This window comes from Gimesia algae (genome assembly GCF_007746795.1).
GTDB lineage: Bacteria > Planctomycetota > Planctomycetia > Planctomycetales > Planctomycetaceae > Gimesia > Gimesia algae.
On record NZ_CP036343.1, the window covers coordinates 87,967 to 105,780 of the forward strand.

At 50.3% G+C, this 17,814-nt stretch carries 13 protein-coding genes and 2 pseudogenes; 4 read left to right on the forward strand and 11 right to left on the reverse strand.

What is annotated here, in order from left to right; genetic code table 11:
• Window positions 1-4: 4 nt before the first annotated feature.
• The 6 genes and pseudogenes from Pan161_RS00320 to Pan161_RS00345 all read right to left on the reverse strand — a co-directional run bounded on the left by Pan161_RS00320 (window position 5) and on the right by Pan161_RS00345 (window position 5,085).
• Window positions 5-1,270, reverse strand: a complete 1,266-nt coding sequence (locus Pan161_RS00320) for an AI-2E family transporter (RefSeq protein WP_145223627.1) — start codon at window positions 1,268-1,270, stop codon at window positions 5-7.
• 20 nt (window positions 1,271-1,290) lie between these two features.
• Window positions 1,291-1,989, reverse strand: a pseudogene (locus tag Pan161_RS00325) (manganese catalase family protein); the annotation flags it as partial.
• Window positions 1,990-2,251: 262 nt separating this feature from the next.
• Window positions 2,252-3,379: an endonuclease/exonuclease/phosphatase family protein gene (locus Pan161_RS00330; protein WP_145223629.1), complete on the reverse strand. Its 1,128-nt coding sequence runs from the start codon at window positions 3,377-3,379 to the stop codon at window positions 2,252-2,254.
• Between the two features lie 27 nt (window positions 3,380-3,406).
• Complete coding sequence (locus Pan161_RS00335; protein WP_145223630.1) at window positions 3,407-3,997, reverse strand: DUF421 domain-containing protein; 591 nt, start codon at window positions 3,995-3,997, stop codon at window positions 3,407-3,409.
• A gap of 150 nt (window positions 3,998-4,147) precedes the next feature.
• Complete coding sequence (locus Pan161_RS00340) at window positions 4,148-4,510, reverse strand: hypothetical protein (RefSeq protein WP_145223631.1); 363 nt, start codon at window positions 4,508-4,510, stop codon at window positions 4,148-4,150.
• A gap of 146 nt (window positions 4,511-4,656) precedes the next feature.
• The gene (locus tag Pan161_RS00345) at window positions 4,657-5,085 is read right to left on the reverse strand and encodes a contact-dependent growth inhibition system immunity protein (RefSeq protein ID WP_145223632.1); all 429 of its coding nucleotides are present in this window, start codon (window positions 5,083-5,085) and stop codon (window positions 4,657-4,659) included.
• Between the two features lie 188 nt (window positions 5,086-5,273).
• Here Pan161_RS00345 and Pan161_RS00350 point away from each other — a divergent pair, with 188 nt between their 5' ends.
• Entirely contained in the window at window positions 5,274-6,881 is a 1,608-nt protein-coding gene (locus tag Pan161_RS00350; RefSeq protein WP_145223633.1) for a serine hydrolase domain-containing protein, read from the forward strand.
• Here the strand turns inward: Pan161_RS00350 and Pan161_RS31315 are convergent.
• The 5 genes and pseudogenes from Pan161_RS31315 to Pan161_RS00370 form a co-directional block, all read right to left on the reverse strand.
• Window positions 6,882-6,950 (reverse strand): annotated as a pseudogene (locus Pan161_RS31315) (secondary thiamine-phosphate synthase enzyme YjbQ); the annotation flags it as partial. It lies immediately after the preceding gene.
• A gap of 4 nt (window positions 6,951-6,954) precedes the next feature.
• Complete coding sequence (locus Pan161_RS00355) at window positions 6,955-7,323, reverse strand: hypothetical protein (protein ID WP_145223634.1); 369 nt, start codon at window positions 7,321-7,323, stop codon at window positions 6,955-6,957.
• Between the two features lie 171 nt (window positions 7,324-7,494).
• Window positions 7,495-8,181 (reverse strand): hypothetical protein, encoded by a 687-nt coding sequence (locus Pan161_RS00360; protein ID WP_145223635.1) that lies wholly within the window; start codon window positions 8,179-8,181, stop codon window positions 7,495-7,497.
• A gap of 114 nt (window positions 8,182-8,295) precedes the next feature.
• Complete coding sequence (locus tag Pan161_RS00365; RefSeq protein WP_145232454.1) at window positions 8,296-8,730, reverse strand: secondary thiamine-phosphate synthase enzyme YjbQ; 435 nt, start codon at window positions 8,728-8,730, stop codon at window positions 8,296-8,298.
• Between the two features lie 152 nt (window positions 8,731-8,882).
• A complete protein-coding gene (locus tag Pan161_RS00370; RefSeq protein WP_145223636.1) occupies window positions 8,883-9,713 on the reverse strand; it encodes a class I SAM-dependent methyltransferase in 831 nt (276 codons plus the stop codon).
• 523 nt (window positions 9,714-10,236) lie between these two features.
• On the opposite strand from Pan161_RS00370, the gene Pan161_RS00375 reads away from it, so the two are divergent.
• The 3 genes from Pan161_RS00375 to Pan161_RS00385 all read left to right on the forward strand — a co-directional run bounded on the left by Pan161_RS00375 (window position 10,237) and on the right by Pan161_RS00385 (window position 17,800).
• Complete coding sequence (locus tag Pan161_RS00375) at window positions 10,237-14,199, forward strand: DUF1559 family PulG-like putative transporter (RefSeq protein WP_197995615.1); 3,963 nt, start codon at window positions 10,237-10,239, stop codon at window positions 14,197-14,199.
• Between the two features lie 206 nt (window positions 14,200-14,405).
• Window positions 14,406-16,136: a tetratricopeptide repeat protein gene (locus Pan161_RS00380; protein ID WP_145223638.1), complete on the forward strand. Its 1,731-nt coding sequence runs from the start codon at window positions 14,406-14,408 to the stop codon at window positions 16,134-16,136.
• Window positions 16,137-16,210: 74 nt separating this feature from the next.
• Entirely contained in the window at window positions 16,211-17,800 is a 1,590-nt protein-coding gene (locus tag Pan161_RS00385; RefSeq protein ID WP_145223639.1) for a tetratricopeptide repeat protein, read from the forward strand.
• Window positions 17,801-17,814 lie beyond the last annotated feature (14 nt).

Consider the following 17,814-nt stretch of genomic DNA (forward strand, 5'->3'; position numbering starts at 1 on the left):
TCTGTTATCCTGCTTGATCAGTTGCAGTGGCGGATTGTTTTTCCAGATAGTCTTTGACATACAGTTCCTGCACAATGACTTTGCTCGCCGCCAGTAGAGGCGAGGCAACCATCGCACCCAGAAAGCCGAACAGCACACCCATGATCGCCTGAAACGAAATCAGCAGCGCGGGGGGCAGCGAGACCTGCTGTTCCTGGATGAGGGGCGTGATCAGATAACTTTCCACCAGTTGTAATCCGATAAATGCAGGCACAACCAGAGCCGCGGTTGTCGGCCCTTTGGGGAGCGCAATCAAAATCGCCAGACAGAAAGCAATCAGCGATCCGATATTGGGGATGAACGTCAACAGGCCTGAGATCAGCCCCAGGGTTCCCGCCATGGGAACTCCGATCAGAGCCAGCACCAGCCAAGCACCCAGTCCGGTAATCACCATCGAGCCAAAGCGTCCCAGCAACCAATGCCAGAGTGTATCGCTCAGTTGAGTCATCAGACCTGAAATGCGGTCCCTGCGTTCCTGTGGAAACAGGATAACCACACCATCGCGATAGGTCTGTGGCGAGACTGCCAGGAACAGCCCGACAAACAGAATCAGAACCACATTGACGACGACACCAAAGGTCGATTTGAACATGCTGCCTACGAACGACATGGCCTGCTGCGCGGGTTGAGTCAGTGACTGAATGCTGTTCTGCGAATTCTTCTCCGCCGTTTTGGAATCATTGTTGGAACCGCTTTGTTCTTTCTCAGCAGGAGAAGGTTGCTCCGCTTTGTCCTGGTTCGGTTTCTCCTTCTGTGAGGAGAGCATCTGTGCCAGAATGGGTGTGGAGTGAATGACGGAACTGATCGACGTATATTCTTCAGCCCAGTTCTGAACCCGATCAATCCCTTCATCGATCTGCTGACGGGCTTCTTCGATTTCCTGGTTGATCTGCACAAAGAAAAAGGCAGTGGTCCCAAGAAAGGCGCAAACCAGAAACAGAACGAGCGTCGCCAGACTGGCTTTATAAGGCAGGGGAGTCCACTCGCTCAACTGGCGGCTGGTATGGTTCAGAAACACCCCGAACAGTACCGCCAGAAACAGCGCCAGAATAATTTCCCATGTAATCACCAACGCTGAGGCGAGAACCACGACCACAATCAAAGTTGTAATCGTGTGAGCCAGGGTATGCGAAGAATCGGTTTGCAAATTCTTCACCATGTCGGCATCAGCTCGCGCTCTCGTCTCAGCTTGATTATGAACGGACAGATTTTCTTCTCCTGTCTGGTGCATGCGGGTGCCTGTTATTTATCCTGAAAGGCAGGATTCTCGACGACTTCCCATTCATCCCCGGTATTCCAGGGACCTTCGTAGTCATCACCCAGATCGCCTGAGCCAGTCGAGTCATTGAAATATTGATCAACCCACTTTTCATCCGGTTTCAGGTTTCCGATTTCCAGCGGCTTTTTATCCATGCTTTCCAGCGCCTGTCCGAAGGCTTTCAAGTGGGTAATTTCCCGAGTCATAAGAAATTTCAACGCATCTTTAGTACCTGGGTCGTCGGTATAATCAATCAGTCGTTCATACACGATCTTGGCCCGGGCTTCCGCCGCCATATTGGACCGCAGATCCACTTCCAGCTGACCGGTGATAGCGATATAAGCCGACGTCCAGGGAACTCCCTGGGAGTTATTGAGTGACACGCCACCTCCCCCCACAACAGCAATGAGAGGATCTTCCAGAGCTGCCTCACCATTTTTGCGGAGAGGTTTCAGGTGCATGCGGGCCAGTGAACCGATCACTTCCAGGTGACTCAATTCTTCTGTGCCGATATCCATCAACAGGTCTTTTCGGGCAGGGTCTTCACAGTTCAGACCCTGAATGGAATATTGCATCGCTGCAGCCAGTTCGCCGTTCGCACCGCCGAACTGCTCCAGCAGCATTTTTCCGAAACGGGGATCAGGATCACTGACATCGACTGTATACATGAGCTTCTTAACGTGATGGTACATATTAAACCCTTTTGGATTCCATGGTGAGTAATAACCGAAAATGAACCGCGGCGCGCAACCTGCATTGCCACTGAAAATAATAGCTGAGAGTCAATCTGACTTCTGGGATTTGATTCGCAAACGATGTGCCAATGTGAGCAAATACCTTGTCTCTCGAGTTAGCTTCGGTTTTCTTCATTTAAGCACACCGGTAATGTCCATTTTCCGAATGGAGAGCGAATGGAACGGTGCCTGAGCGGTCAGCGTGCGCGGTGGGCTGTCATTATTTTTCGGGAGACGGATGTTTTTCCCGGGCAGACTGAACGGCCTCTGCAGCGTCCTGCTGGTCTCCTGCATCCAGGCTCGGTCCTTCCTGTGTGACCTCCGCTTCGGGCTCGTAACTCAGCTCCACAAGCAGCGGGAAATGATCCGAACCGATGTAAGGCAATGTGCGGATTTCCGTCAGGCGGAAGTCATCGGAGACAAACAGATAGTCCAGCGGATAGCGCCAGATCCAGGAGGTGGCGTCGTATGTCGCGAACAGGCCCCGTCCTTTTCTCGGGTCGAGCAGCCCACTGACTTCCTGAAACAGATTGGTCGTACGCGACCAGCCGACATCATTCAGATCACCCAGCACGATCGCACTTCGGTTTTTACTGACTTCGCGTCCGACGAGTACCAGTTCCGCATCCCGCTTGGTAGTGTCTTCTCCCGGTCGGGGAGGATTGGGATGTACGGCAAACAGCCGGACCTCTTTTCCGGAACGCAGCAGAATGGTGGCATCAATCGACGGAATTTCCTCTTTCACCAGACCTCTCACTTCTGCAGTCTTGACCCGCAGGTTGCTGTAGAACGCGATCCCATAAGTGTTATCGAGCGGATGTGTGAGATGATAAGAATAGGTTCTTTCCAGCGGCGACAAATCAGAGATCCAGCGCTGATTGACTTCGCACAGCACCACGATGTCCGGCTGTTCGCGATCAATCAGCTCCAGCACCGCCGCCGCATTCGTATTCTTCTGCAGTACATTGGCCGTCAGAATCCGCAGCCGTTTCTCTGAATCCTGCGACTGGGCGGTTTCGACTTCATTGGACGCAATCGTCAGGTAAGGAAAGATCCAGAACAGCTGAATTCCAATGCCCGCGCACAACGCGACAGCAGCAAATTTCGCCGTCAATCGCTTACGAAACGGGATAATTGCCAGCAAGACAACAATATAAGCGACCAATAATTGCAGCCTTGGAAAATCGCCGATCCGCACCCACCACCAGTCGACTAACAGCAAAGGCAGAAAAGCGGTGATCGAGAGGATAACGCACGCCAGCAGAAGTCCGTACCACATCCAGCGTTGCCAGCCAGGTTCGTTTGAAACCGACTCTGTTTTTTCCGGTGTATTTATCGAGCTGTTCAATGTTGTGGTCCGGTCTGAAATAATGATTCAGGAAACGCTGGTGCCGGCAAACGACCCAGATGGATGTTCGCGGTTTTCAAACAGCTGCTCGGCACCAGTAACATTCCGAAAAAAGTCTGGTTCCAGTTTTACATCCGGGTCCGCTGAATGCAAAACCGAAATATCGCCTGTCGTCTCAAACACGACCGCCAGCACCTGGTCGGCATTCAATGCGTTCGCTTCGCGCAGTTTACCATACACGTCGTCTCGAGTGATATTCGCTTTTTTAAGATTCTCATCGAGCATCTCGGATCCTCGCATCAGCAGTAGGGGCTCATTGTCAACCAGTTTACTGAACCAGACAAGCTTCTGCCGCAGCATTGCCAGCACCCACTGTCCTAAAAACAGACTGGCGAGCGCCGTCAAACCGATGATGAGTGTCGGCGTGGAACCAGAAATTGTCGAAGCAAAGACAGAACCGACGGCAACAGTCATCGCGAAGTCGGCAGCGGACATCTTGGAAAAACTTCGTAGACCGGTGAGCCGTGTATAGATCAGAATCACCGCATAAGTCAGCAGGCACGACAGCAGCACCATCGGCATTTCAGTCCATTGGTCCGTGATCCACTTCTCAAACATCGCACAGCCTTTCTGGTTGGGGCGCAGGGAGTTTACCGTTTATCGCATGCCAGCAGGTATTCGCACATCCCATGCCAATTCCTAAAAATCGCTGTTGCGCTGAATGAACTTACAGGCTGAGCCACTCTAAACGCTGATAGAATTTCCCGATCAAGAGCTTTTCTCACCATAAGTCACACGATAAGCCCAGTCGATCTGATCTTCCCGGCCCTGCAGTCGATACAGTTGTTTGTCGAATGAACTACCCGGTCGCCGAAGCATGCCCTGCGGCCCCCGTTCGCCGATACGACATTCCAGCCAGTTGACGCGTTCGATGGCAGAATCAATCTGCAGTTGAAGATACGCAGGCACAATAGTCTGATCCCGGATCAACCAGCTCAGACCAATGAAAACGGCTTCTCGTTCCCCGGTGCGATCTGCAACCAGCGGAATCACATCATCCAGCGCGTCCGATGTCCATTCAGGATAAAGTTCGGCCAGGACTTCGGGAATAAAATAGTTGAACGCACTCATGAGTCGCCTGAAATCATTGGTTTCCTCAAAAGACGCACCCACAGCAGTCTGATTCAGGAGTGCGCGCAGTGATCGAGCGACAATGATCTCTGCTTTCGAAAGTTCACGGTTGCTTTGTTCGTTATTGCTGAATGAACTATCTCCTGTTACGGATCGGTCAGTGAGTCTGGTGCATTCGCCAAAACCTCGCGGACAATTCTTGTTTCATCTTCTTTCAGCGAGCCTAATATTTCGTTTGCTTTGGTGATGACCCGACGAAGTACTTCGCGCTTGTCGGTGTGCAGATTCCAGAATGACTCCGGGACGCCTAACACAGCGTTCAGTAAATCACCGGGATAGCAGTGGCCTTCCGCCAGTGGATTTTCTTCGAGAGTTTCCAAGGCAAGAGGAATAATAAAAAACAAGCTGATCTGTTGACCGATCATAATTCGCAGATCTTCTGTTGAGAAGTCATTCAGAGGAACCCGTCGCAAACGATGACAGGTTTTTACAAGGGATGAATCGAAGTCTGGTTCTCCCCAGTCCTCTTTTTCCAGTTCCTGCAAAGTATTTCGACGGTCGAAATTGGTTTTCAATTTTAATCTCCAGATCGCTTCACCAGAATTTGTTTCCACAGTTCCAGATACAGCTTACCAGCAGACAATGTCTAACTACAACAGGTTCGCGAATTCAACTATCGACGCGTAACCTTGTCGGTTAGAATTGAAAGACTCTGTAGTCAATCATTAATCACCGTCATGCCGGCGAGTTCGGGGAGTTTTCAATGAGTCACAGCCAGCGTTTCTACGGATGCCTCTTCACGCTGATATCCTTTTTTATCGCATCGAATGCGCAGGCCGATGTCAAGGATGTGGAACTCAGGGAACACTTCGGGGAGCAACAATTCGCACCGCAAGGCGGGTTCGTTCTCAAACAAGGCCAGAAACTCCCGGAGCTTGTCTGGGAACATCCTCAGCAGGTGGCCCGGGTCGTCGATCAAACTGCGATCCCCACGCGCTGGTTCAACGAGCAATTTGAAGAAGTCCAGACCGCACAGGAAACAGGTCGCTACTACGTGTATGGCACAGCACCCGTGCCCGCGGGACCTGTGCTGCGTCGTGCGATGACCTGCTGTTGTGTGGGCAGCGATATCGCTCTGGAAGAACTGGCTCAAAAATGGTTGCAGTCCTCAATTCCCGCATCGAAAACTGTTTCCCCGCCGGACAATGTCGCTGCCCTGGTACGTCAATGGCAACACTCAGAAGTGGGGGCCGTTGAACTGGCAGCGCTGCTGGAAGCGGATTTCAAACCAGACCCTGTTCGACGGGGTCAATGGCAGATGGAGAACGCTACCCGGCATGTGCAGTTGAAACGCAAGCTGATGGGGCTCGACCCCAGGCCCCTTTTGAAGCCCACCCCCAGGCTGCTGGAAGGAGAGCCGGCTCCGGTATTGCGAAACGCACCGCTGCAGCAGGCAGGAATCACCGCCGCGCAACAGCAGAAAATCGAAGAGAAACTCGGCACCTGGTACTCCGCCTCTTCCGAACCAATGGCGATTGTCATTGCCCGGAACGGAGTCATCATCACCGCGAAAGGTTATGGGAGTGTCGACGGGCAGCCTGTCACGGTCGACACGCCGATGAAACTGGACTCAGCCATGAAACCTTTAATCGGTCTGCAACTGGCGACCTACCTTGACCGCGGGTTCCTGCGTCTGGACCAGCCGATCGGCGAGATAATTCCCGACTTTGATACGCCCCGCGATCGCAGTCTTACCTTCCGGGCGGCTCATGTCCACGCGACCGGCATTCACTTCCCCTGGTCCCTCGCATTCGAGCGGCTGTTCTACTTTCATACCTGGCATGAAGCCCTGATCGCCCACTGCAAACGCGATTGGGAACCCGGTAGCAAATACCGCTACGGCGTGGTCGGCGTGATTCTCTCTGTCCGCGCACTGGAGCTGCTGCGCGGCAGGAATTACTGGGACGCCATGGAACGGGATCTGTTTCAACCACTGGGAATCAAAAACGTCCTGCCGGGGGGGACCGGCTTTTCCGCCGAAAGTCTCGCACGGATTGGTGTGTTGCTCGACAATCGTGGCCGCTACGGCAAGTGGGAAATCATTTCCCCAGAGACGCACGCGGCGATCCTGCCAACGCCGCTCAAACTCTACCTGCCCGAGTTAAACATGAAATACGGCATCGGCCTGCAGGACGAATCGCATTATCTGGGACCAGGCAGTTACGGACACGGCGGCGGCTGCGGCACACTGCTGGTCATCAATCCGAAACAGCATCTCGTGTTTGCAATGGTCCGTAACGGACAGGGAAAAGAGTACAAAAAATACCGCACCGAAGTGATGGCCTTATTAAAAGAGTGGGTTGACGATTGAATGAAGCCCCGATTCATTGTCGTTAATGAACACAGAGGCAGTGATATGCATCGCGTTCCCCAAACACATTATGTCACACACTATCATTTACCTTATCAGGCGCCATATCAGGTCCATCAACAGGGGACTCATGTTGATTAAAAATCTCATACAATATTGAGTCTATACGATATGAAACAAATTGTTCCGTTGTATCTATTGGGTGTGAAATTACTTTTTTCATAATAAGGGTCGTTTTACATACAGGACGACCAGATTCTTTTCTACAACTTACAAAACGATCAACCCCAATCTTGATTGCTTCAAGCCAGCGATCGTCTGTAGGATCTTCCCACTCTGCCACAACATTTATTCCGTCATGATTACACGATGGGATGAATTTAAGTTTAAAGTTAGCAAATTGAGGCATGCCGCCACTATTGATGTGATTACGAGTTCGCATTTCTGCTTCTGTCAAGATTGCCCAATACTGAACCATCAGTTTAATTCACTCCCCAATCATTTTCACCAAAATCCGCTTGGGCCTACGGCCATCGAAAAACACAACATCTGAGTACCAACCCGAATGCAAGAATATCAAACCTGACATATTCAGGCATCGCAGTTTCGATTATTACTTTTGTAATCCAGCCAGATGTAATGAGATACTGGCAGCGTCCCCTTCAAATTCTAAACCAGTTAGAATGCCAGCGACTTGTTTTGAGAAACGATTGAGTTCTACTTCAGCAACGTCGATTGCATCCTGAAGTTCTTTGGGTTTTACAGCCCAGCGTGCAATCGGGTCTTCAGACTCGTGTAGATCACTCAGTAACAGCCATATCTTTTGGAATTTCACAGACAACCAGGGATGTCCGATCCACAACATTTCCCAATTTTTTCCTTCATAAGACGCTGCTGCTTTCCAGTTTTCAATGTCGCCGAGATCACTACAACAGGTTGGCTCAACTAAGATGTCTTTTTGATTTGAAAGCAAAGCCAGACCACCATTCAACACAGGTCTTGAATCAGGATCATTCAAGCTCGAAATCCCACCCCATTCATCGAAAGTTACTCTCAGGTATTGCTCCAATTGAGACTCCTCAAACTCAGAGGTTGCTACAAACCAAGACCCGGTCCTGATTGGTGACAGATCAGTGATGCCGGAATCTGCCAGGCTCAATTCCCAGTAAGTCTGCCAGTCATCAGGTACATACTCTCCTGAACCTTGAGGAGATTCTCTTTCGACGGTCGCAAAGGTACCGGGTTCGAGTTCCACCACAGGCAGCAACTGAAAACCAGAGAGATGGATGAGTTCTGACATAGGGACGATGTTTCCTGCTCGAGAAGGTTCTGGTACCAGGTCGAAGGGCATACAAACGCTGCGGATTAATTGATCAGACAGATGTTAATAGAAATAAGTTCATTTTGCTGTTATTCATTCCCCAATAATCTTTACCAGAATCCGTTTCCGTCTATGGCCATCGAACTCGTAATAAAAAATATGTTCCCATGGTCCCAGGTGGAGCCGCCCATCAGTGATGGCGACGACGACTTCGCGGCCCATGATCTGGCGTTTGTGGTGTGCGTCGGCGTTGTCTTCGCCCGTCCGGTTGTGCAAATACCCGCCGCTGTTGGGATCACTGCCCGCATCGAAGGGAGCCAACTGTTCCAGCCAGCGATCATAGTCTGCATGCAAGCCCGATTCGTTGTCGTTAATGAAGACCGAAGCGGTGATATGCATCGCATTGATGAGTGCCAGGCCGTCCTGGACGCCGCTTTCTGTGACCAGTTGTTCCACATCATCGTGGATCGACACGATCTGCCGGCGCTTTGGGATATCCATCCAGAGTTCTTTGGTGAGTGTTTTCATAACGGGGATCAGTTCCACATTAAAAGCAGTTTGGAAAAGGGATCTCATGAATTGCTCTATCGTAACGAAATCACGACGTGGGAACAGGTCAGGATAACCGGGTTTTTGTTCAAGTTCTTTTCCGAAACCACTGACTCTTCTCAGAGGCGATCTTAAGAATCAGAGGAGAAATACTTTTTCAGTTTGCGTTTTGATTTTTGCACAATAACGTAATTTTTTGCTTTTGCACCCAGCCATCGTGCGCCTGGAATATATTTCAGGAAGTTGAACTTCCTGGCTAAGCCATCAATCGATTTCACGGCGTCATGATCGAAGTAACGATAGTCCATCGCCGCATCGTCTGTCCCACCATTGTCTGTGCTCTCTGAAACCAGGTCCGATGCGCTGCGTCTGATGTGGAATGCCACAAAGGACTCGTATGTCTGAATCGACCAGACACGACGATCAGAGGCCGTCGTGTTAAGCTCGCTGAATCTCTGATTCATTTTGTCTATCAAACACTTTACATATTCGATAAAAGAATAACGTCTGGAACCAAAGCCATCCATGTATGAAGTATGGGTGTCTTCTACCACCAGCATTCCCTGATCATTGATGCTGTCGAGCAGCATTTCCGTCGTAATAATCTGCTGTTCATAGGTGTGACCCCCATCATCTAAGACCACATCTACCTTGCCAACCTTTTTTACAAAATCCTGCCAGAACTGTTTGTCAGACTGGCTGCCGATAAAAATATCGAAGCCTTCGGCCTCCCATTTTTTGGCGTTTGGATTCAAATCGATTCCAATAATTCTTGCCTTCGGTCCCAGAAACTCCCGCCACATAAAGAGCGATCCGCCGCCCAGCACACCGATTTCGACAAACGTGATTTCCTTTCCCCGGTAGCGGGCAAACAGATCGTCATAGACTGCGAAGTATGTACTGTGCTTGATGCTTTTATAGGGGCTCTTCAGATAAGCCTGATAGCTTAACGTCTCTTTCATTTTTTTCTTCCTGCAGCAGAAGCCCGAACATACTCCTGCGAATGACAACAGCCACACGAGTCAATTTGTAAAACCTGTATTTTGTATCGACAAAGCGGCCGGTCTGATGAAAACACAAATCAAGCGTCTCTCATACAGTACACAAGCCAGATCACTATTTGAAGTAGACTCCTCCTGGCTACGAGTGATGTGGTTCTGCTGAAAGCTGGTCGATGCGCGCGTTGAAAAAGAGTTGAGAACGCCAGCTGATACCAGACAGATTGATTTTGTTAAAAACCGGCCTTTTCTACGTGGTGTACTAAACAAATCCGGATTTGAGCTTGCGGTGGATCGATACAATCGATCAGTATATTATATGCGGACTCAAAACACAGGCGACGTCCTGCGCTCGCATTTCAACGAGACAATATTAAAAATCGAACACAGACGATAACAGTCTGTGTTTTTAAAGCTGAGAGATCCAATGCAACACAATTCAAGTGATTCTGACCCGTCTCGGCACTTATCCACGGCAAGGGGAAAAATGAAACGCGAACAGATTCTGCAGCTCTCTTGTGTATCTCTCATCATTTTATTTCTGTTGACCTGTCTAATGACAGGCTGTGGAAAAGAGCCCGCTAACGATGCCGGAACTCAGCAGACAGCGAAACAGCAGACAACGGAAGCAAAGCCGGTTGTTGAGACAGAAGAGACAGTCCGTCAGGAAAAGAAACCCGTCGCAGAAGTACAAGAGGTCGCATCTCCCAAGGTACTCAATCGGATGATGAAGGCCCGGGAGAAGATGAATTCGATTCTGCTGGGATTGATAAACTATTACGACCAACACGAGATGTTCTGCCCGGATACCAGCATTCCGGAAAATTATGCTTCCAGCGGACGACCTCACTTAAGCTGGCGAGTGCATATTTTGCCGTTTATGGGAGAGGAAGATCTTTATCAGCAGTTCAAGCTGAATGAACCCTGGGACAGTCCGCATAATCAGCGACTACTGGCGAAGATGCCAGACGTATTTCGTGCTCCCGGTGACCCTGCAGATTCCACCACAACCCGGTTTCGCCATGTAGAATCGGTTCTCGAATCTCCCGATAGCCGTCCTGTGACGATGTTTCCCGTCAGCCCCGGAGGGGCATCCATTGGCTTCCGGGAAATGAAAGACCAGATGAGCGAAACCATTCTGTTTCTCGAAACGGCTCCGGCGCAGGCCACTCCCTGGACCAAACCCGATGGTATCCCATTGATTCCTGATAATCCGGCGAAAGCGATTGGCCTCAGCGACCCCAGCGGAACCATGATCTGCTTCGTAGACGGTCACAGCAGTCTGGTCAAGCCTGGGACTTCCGCCGAAATCTGGTCTCAGCTACTCGATTACGCAGACGGGCATTCCATCTCCGACGAAAATTTTGCCAAGTTCCCCGCTCCCGACCTTGAACCTCGTACCGATCTTCCACTGCATCTGACGTATATGAGAATGCCGTTTTCGGACGCGCTGGTCGTAATGCATCCACGGGCCATGCTGGAGACCGGGCCTGCCAAGGACTTGCTGACCCGCTTAAGCCGGGAGACGGATGTGCCCGATCTCGATCGGCTGCGCGAGTGGGAGACGGTCATTGTCTGGATACGGCGGTTTGCTTCCGGATGGGAAGGGCATTATCTGGTTCAATATTTAGAACCCACTCCACGAGAAACGGTGCTCAAGCAACTCGGCTGTGATCCGGCGCACCTCTTTTTACATGATGATCGAACCTGGCTGATCGCAGAGCCTTCACTGGTAAAAGAGTTCGCGATGACCAGGAATACCCCGCCTGAGGGGCTGTCATTATGGGAGGACATGGATCTCAATAAGAATCTGGCAATGCGGTTTTATCTGTCATCCATGTTTGAGGAATCGAATGTTTTTAAGTATTTGAGTAACAGGTTGGACATCCCTGTCCTGGACCAGATTCATACATTCGATCTGTTGTTGGACTTTTCAGGCGAATCCCTGCTCGAGCTGCAGGTCAATATGAAAACTCCTGAAGCCGCAGAGCAGCTGCGGGATCGGATCCAGCGATTTCAAAAGCAGACAACAGCGGAATTGTCTCCGCACGCATCCGAGGCAGACAGGGAGTTGTCTGAAGCGATGTCAAAGCACTTTTCGATGTCGCTTACTTCGCCTCCATGGGAGCCACAAAGTGATCAGACCATGCTGGATCTGAAGCTGAAACAAATTACCTCCTATCAGCGGTTGATCAGTTCCATTGATAAGAAACTGATTCAACCTGCGGTCGTCAAGACGGTTGAAGAAAAACGCGAGTTCGAACAGAAAGACCAGATCAAGCGTCTGGGAGTTTCCATATATCAGTCTCAGCATGTTTTGCGTATGCAAGAGGCAATGGCGGAACAACAACCGGGCGGCGCTGCTGTGCAGAAAGAAGAAAAAAACCAGTTAAGCTGGCGCGTCAGTCTGCTGCCGATGATGGGGCAATACAAATTATATGAACAGTTTCACTTAGATGAGCCCTGGGACAGTTCGCACAATCTGAAACTGCTGGAAAAGATGCCCGCGTTGTATCAGAGTGCGGGTGTGACTCGACCCGGCTACACATCCATCATGAGATTCAACGGAGAACGAACCCCCTTTCAGGACTTAACGGTTTCCCGTCTCAAGGATGCCCCGGATGGTCTGGAGAATACGATTCTCTGTGTTCAGGCGGGCGCCGATCAGGCGGTCCCGTGGACGAAGCCCGTGGATCTGCCTTTCGATCCTCAAGATCCCTGGCGGGTGGTGGGGAAACTGGAGTACGACCAGTTACTGGCTTTGATGATGGATGGTTCCGCGCGCTGGATCCCTCGTACAATGCCGGCAAGCGAGTTTGCAAAGCTGATTGACCCCGATGACAGTGGACGAAAAAGAGCGACTTCCCTGAAGTGGGCAACCCCCACCGAATGGGCGTTGCAGGTCGCGCGGAATCTAAAAGATCCCTTCGTACGCTGTGTGATTTTAAACCGCATTGCGCAGGCTCAAATCGCAGCGGGCGAAAAAGAACAGGCAATGCAGACTTTAAAGCCGGCATTGGAACTGGTTTATGAAACAGAGCAGGTGGTCATAGAATCCATTAAGATTGAAGAGGCGGTAATTAAAACACTGTTGCAGATGGGAGAACTTGATTTAGCAATTCAAACGGCAAAGAAATTTATGAACCAGATGATCAAGGTAGCAGCTTATAGAGACATTGCTCTGGAGTTGATCAAGGCAGGAAAAATGAAACAGGCGGTTGAAGAAATTCAAAGCCTGGAGAATGTACATGTTGTAAAACATATTTGGGGTAAAGTTGCCGAGTCGCTGGTTCAACAGGGGCAGAAACAACATGCTCTGGAGTTCGTGGAACAGATTTCTCTTTGGGATCATAAAGGGACGGCGCTATGTACCATGGCCTGGGTTTATTATGAGGAAGGCGATCTTGAGCAGGGATTAGAGGTAATCAGGCCAGTAGAAGGTCTATACCAGAAAGTAGAAGACAAAACGGCACGAGATCAGTTACTAAGTCTGTATGCCGGCTCCCTGGCACGAGGAGGTCTGTATCAACGTCCGTTGGAGCTTATTGCATTAATCAAGGATCGTGATTTTGCTGAGTCAGCATACGAATTTGCTGCGGTCACACTGACGGCTGCCGGTGATGCAACACAGGGGATGAAGATCGCCGATCAAATTAACGAGCCGTCTGTCAAAAGATCTGCACTCCAGGGGATTGCGGGGACGATTGCCAATAAATCAGACGATTTTGACGAAGCTCTGAAAGTCGCTGCGATGATAAAAGACACTGGCGCCCGAGATTATGCACTGGAAAACATCGCGCGTCTGGCCGCCAAGGCAGGAAAAGGCAAGCAGACCGAAGAAGTAATGCAGAAGCTTTCGAAGCTCGATCCGAACACGTTTTTTTCGAGGGATGTTGCTTACCATCTCGTAGAAACAGGAAATCTGAAATCGGCCATGCAGATTGCTGAATTGATGCAAACAGAGGAAAGTAAATCAATCTTTCTTTATAGTATTGCCCGGGCAGTGGCCCGTTCGGGAGAGACCAAGGCAGCGCTGGACATCATTCAAAAAATCCAGGTTCCGATGAGAAAGGATCAAGCCCGGTCACGGGTGGCTGCCGGTTTTGCCGAGGCAGGAAAGACTGACGAGGCGATTCAGCTCGTTTCCCGGATAGAAAACGGTGTAGAGCAAACACGGGTGCTTACCGAAATTGCTGCCGCCCTGTTCAAAACGGGAGACGATACACAGGGAGTCAAAGTTCTGAATCAAGCGATCGATTTCGCATCAAAGCACCGGGCGAGAAACTATCTGATGGATGTCATCATGCCCCTGGCCAGTGAGCCACTCACCGCTGTGCAACAGAAAGCGGAAGAGACGAATGTCATAACTCCGCTGAAAAAATCATTTACGTCAGATGAGAGACGGGTGGCCAAACGGCTTTTGAAAATCTTCTACACGATGTCAAACTAGTTTTTCTCCAGGTTCACTTTAACGTCTCTGGAGTAAGTTGGATGGAATAAAATAGAATAAGTCGGCTATTTTAGAGCCTGTCTTGCAGGTGTCATATGAATCTTTCACATCAGTTTCAAAGTCATTTCAACATGGAGTGGAAAATTGCTCTCCGTTTCAGGCAGCATCGTTTCCAGCGCACCCCTGGCTGGGGAGTTTTTATACTGATGTTGATTACAGTGGGAATGTTCCCAGGCTGTAAGGGGAGTCAGGAGTCGGAGGTTGCTCCTGCCACCAGCAATGCGAGTTCGAGAAATGCTGGTGCCGAAGAGGCAGGGGATAACAGGTCGACGGAAAACGCTGCGGAACCTGTTGACTCTCCCAATCCGGGCGCTGCAACTGCTCAGCAGTCCCCCACAGAATGGGCGCTGAAGATGGTACTATACATCGACAATCCGTTCGTGCGCGTCCACATGCTGAACCAGATCGCAGCCGCCCAGCTGGAAGCCGGGATGAATGATCAGGCGCTGGGCACTGTCAATCAGGCTCTCCCGATTGCAGAAGGTCTGAAGGTGGAATCACAAAAGCAGACCTCGCTGGGTCGACTTGCAGAGACACTGATCAAGGCGGGAAAAATTCAGCAGGGCATGGAACTGATTGAGCGGTCGGAGAACGAAATCAGGATCCAATACACATTATTGGGGATCGTTTCTACGTTAGGTAGATTACGGCGGTTTGACCGGGTCCGGTCTATGATTGATCAGATTGAAGATGAATCACTCAAAGAATTCGCCATCAACCGGTTGGCGCGGAGACTGGTCGGAGCAGATCAGACAGCAGAAGCCGTTGAGTACATTGAGGCACTTCCACAACAGGAATCCAGGGCATTTTACCTGATCGGGATTGCCAGTGCGCTCATTGAGGTCGGGAAGAAACAAGAGGCACTCGAGACGATGCAGCGTTCTCTGGATGCATTGCCACTCGTCACTGATCCGGAACGTAAGCAGCAGGTCGAAGCGGGAGCACTGCTGATTCAGGCAAACGTAGGGGAGCTTGAGGAAGTGTTGAAACAGCTCCAAGACATGGAAGATGAAACCGTCCGCAAACTAATGCTCGGCGATATAATTTCCATGTTGACGGAGAACGCCCAACCCGACAAAGCACTGATACTGTTACCGCAACTTACTGAAGAACAGAGCAAAGAAATATTCGCTCGCAAAATCGCCCTCGCATTCGCTGAAGCGGGGCAGGGGACAAAGGCGCTCACACTGATGCAGAATCATCGATTGATACAAGCAAACGATCTTTCCAGCAGAGATGTGATGATTGCACTTGCCAGGGAAGGGCATCTGGAACAGGCTTTGGAAATGATAGAAGAAATAAAAACCGCGCGGGATAAATCCGATGCCTGCAGCGACATTGCCAGAACGCTCGCTGAACAGGGAGACTTTCAGGAGGCCGAGAAAGTGGCTGGAAAAATAACCGAACCTTACACCTATTATTATTGCCTGTGTAAAATTGCTGGAGAAGTGAGAAAAACAGGCGATGTCGCTTATTCAGAAAAATTGTTTCAACTGATTAAAGACAAGAGTCTCTACGATTATTATCAGGGAATTCTTGCCGTCGATCTGGCTAAGGCAGGAAAATTGGAAGAGAGCAGGGTCCTTGTCAATCGAATCATCAATCTGAAAACGAAAAGTGAGGCTTTGATCAAAATCGCATCCACGTTGGCGGTAGCGGGAAATGCAGAGCAGGCGGTAGAGGCACTCAGCCAGGCAATCTCTATGGCTGAGCAGAATCAGGAAAAACCGGATATCAATCTCTTGCTGCTTGTGTTGGCGATGGAACTTGATCAGGATCAAACCAGACAGGCCATTGATGGCGTATTCAGAATGAAAAAAACGTTCACGCCGAAAGAAAACCAGCTTGCCCAACAGGTTCTTAAAGCGCTGCAGTAAGTCGGTACTCAGAGGGTGGTGAGTTTGAGAGGATGTACTTTCATTGAATTGACAGTCGAGGATCAGGATCTCTGATGAAAAGTACAACGCGACTGCTGACAGCTTTAACAAAATCGCAGTATTCTCGCACATTGCGCTACGGAATGATTGCGCTGGCAGGTTTCATCCTGGCGAGTTGCAGTCAGCAGGTGAAGCCGCCGGTAAAAGATGCCGAAAGTGTGTCCGTGGAGAAACCCAAAGCTGATCCCGTGGCGTCAGACGCCCAACAAACAGGGGAGACCTCAACGGTTCCTGCCCCGCAATGGGAGACCCCCGAGGAATGGGCGGCGTTGATGTACCGGACGTTGACTATTTCTCAACTAAAAGAGCAGGATTCCAGCGGATCAGTTAAGCAGACAAAAATCAGGAGGCCATTAACTGTCGGAAGTGTACTTGGCACGGACGCGCAGAAAACGGATAGCAAACCTGAAAAATCTCTCTTCCCTCAGTATTACCAGCTGGTCGCAAATGGAACGATTGACGATTTAAACGCAGCATTAAACAAGGCGGAGCAGATACCCGCTGCGGGCGAGCAGGCGGAAGCGTACTGTGGTATCGCCTGGGCTCTGCTGGCTGAAGAAGCATTCCTGCGGGCGAAACCCTACCTGGTTCAAGGTGAGAAATTACTTCCGCAAGCTCAAGATTCCGAAGGGCATGAGCAACGTCTGCATCTGTATGCGAAAGCGTTCGCGCGATCGGGAGACAGTAACAAGGCTGTCGAAGTGGCACAACAAATCGCGAATCTCGATCTCCGTGAAGAAACGATAATTTCCATTTCAGGGCAAATTGCGAAAACCGGGGATGTTGAGCAGGCCCTGGGCTTTGTGGAGACAATCAAAAATCGAAAATCTCAATCGCAGGCACTCCAGCAGATCACTTTAATATTGGCGAAGTCAAATGCCTGTAATCAGGCGTGTACGATAACTGGGCAGATTACTGATGAGGAAACCAGGTTTAAAGCGCTGGAGGGGATTGCTCTGGAACTTGCAAAAGCAGGTAGAGGAAGTCAGGCTCTGGAAGTGGTTCAACAAATCAATTTTTTACATCGTCGACCCTGGTTTCTGCGGTCGCTTGCAATATTGCTGATTGAGACAGGTTACTTTGAGCAGGCACTGGAAATTGCTCCGTTGATTGATGGTTCCCGAGATCAGTCAACTTACCTGATGGAAGTGGCGATTGCTCTTGCTGAGACAGGGGAATCAAAACAGGCGCAAGAGGTCGTGCAGCAGATTCCCATGCTGGACAGCAGGCGCATTGCAGTCGCGAAGGTGGCTTCCGGTCTCTTGAAAGCAGGTCAAGTCAATGGTGCGCTGAAGATCGCACAGCAAATCGAATATGACGAGATGAAGGAATCGATCTTATATCGGATTGCCTCAGAGCTTGCTGCACAAGGTGAGCGTGTCTTGTCATTGACAGCATTAAAAGAGGCCACGACTTCGACGCAACGTTTGGGACGCCCCATGCCGTTTTCACGCACGATACCGCTGCTGGCTTATCAATGGGTTGCTTCAGAACCAACGTCTGAGGAGAAACCTGAGTTCGTAAGAAACCTGAAACCCGCTTTTACACCAGAAGAAAAGCAACTGGCTGAAAGCTTACTGCAGGCCGCTCAACAGAAAAAGTAACGGCGGATTCCGGT

What these genes read in the sequence shown, in the direction of transcription:
- Pan161_RS00340 (WP_145223631.1), bottom strand. Translation starts at nt 4,510, where the DNA reads ATGAGTGCGTTCAACTATTTTATTCCCGAAGTCCTGGCCGAACTTTAT.
- Pan161_RS00355 (WP_145223634.1), bottom strand. Translation starts at nt 7,323, where the DNA reads ATGCGAACTCGTAATCACATCAATAGTGGCGGCATGCCTCAATTTGCT.
- Pan161_RS00380 (WP_145223638.1), top strand. Translation starts at nt 14,406, where the DNA reads ATGTTGATTACAGTGGGAATGTTCCCAGGCTGTAAGGGGAGTCAGGAG.
- Pan161_RS00375 (WP_197995615.1), top strand. Translation starts at nt 10,237, where the DNA reads ATGAAACGCGAACAGATTCTGCAGCTCTCTTGTGTATCTCTCATCATT.
- Pan161_RS00335 (WP_145223630.1), bottom strand. Translation starts at nt 3,997, where the DNA reads ATGTTTGAGAAGTGGATCACGGACCAATGGACTGAAATGCCGATGGTG.
- Pan161_RS00370 (WP_145223636.1), bottom strand. Translation starts at nt 9,713, where the DNA reads ATGAAAGAGACGTTAAGCTATCAGGCTTATCTGAAGAGCCCCTATAAA.
- Pan161_RS00385 (WP_145223639.1), top strand. Translation starts at nt 16,211, where the DNA reads ATGAAAAGTACAACGCGACTGCTGACAGCTTTAACAAAATCGCAGTAT.
- Pan161_RS00365 (WP_145232454.1), bottom strand. Translation starts at nt 8,730, where the DNA reads ATGAAAACACTCACCAAAGAACTCTGGATGGATATCCCAAAGCGCCGG.
- Pan161_RS00320 (WP_145223627.1), bottom strand. Translation starts at nt 1,270, where the DNA reads ATGCACCAGACAGGAGAAGAAAATCTGTCCGTTCATAATCAAGCTGAG.
- Pan161_RS00350 (WP_145223633.1), top strand. Translation starts at nt 5,274, where the DNA reads ATGAGTCACAGCCAGCGTTTCTACGGATGCCTCTTCACGCTGATATCC.
- Pan161_RS00360 (WP_145223635.1), bottom strand. Translation starts at nt 8,181, where the DNA reads ATGTCAGAACTCATCCATCTCTCTGGTTTTCAGTTGCTGCCTGTGGTG.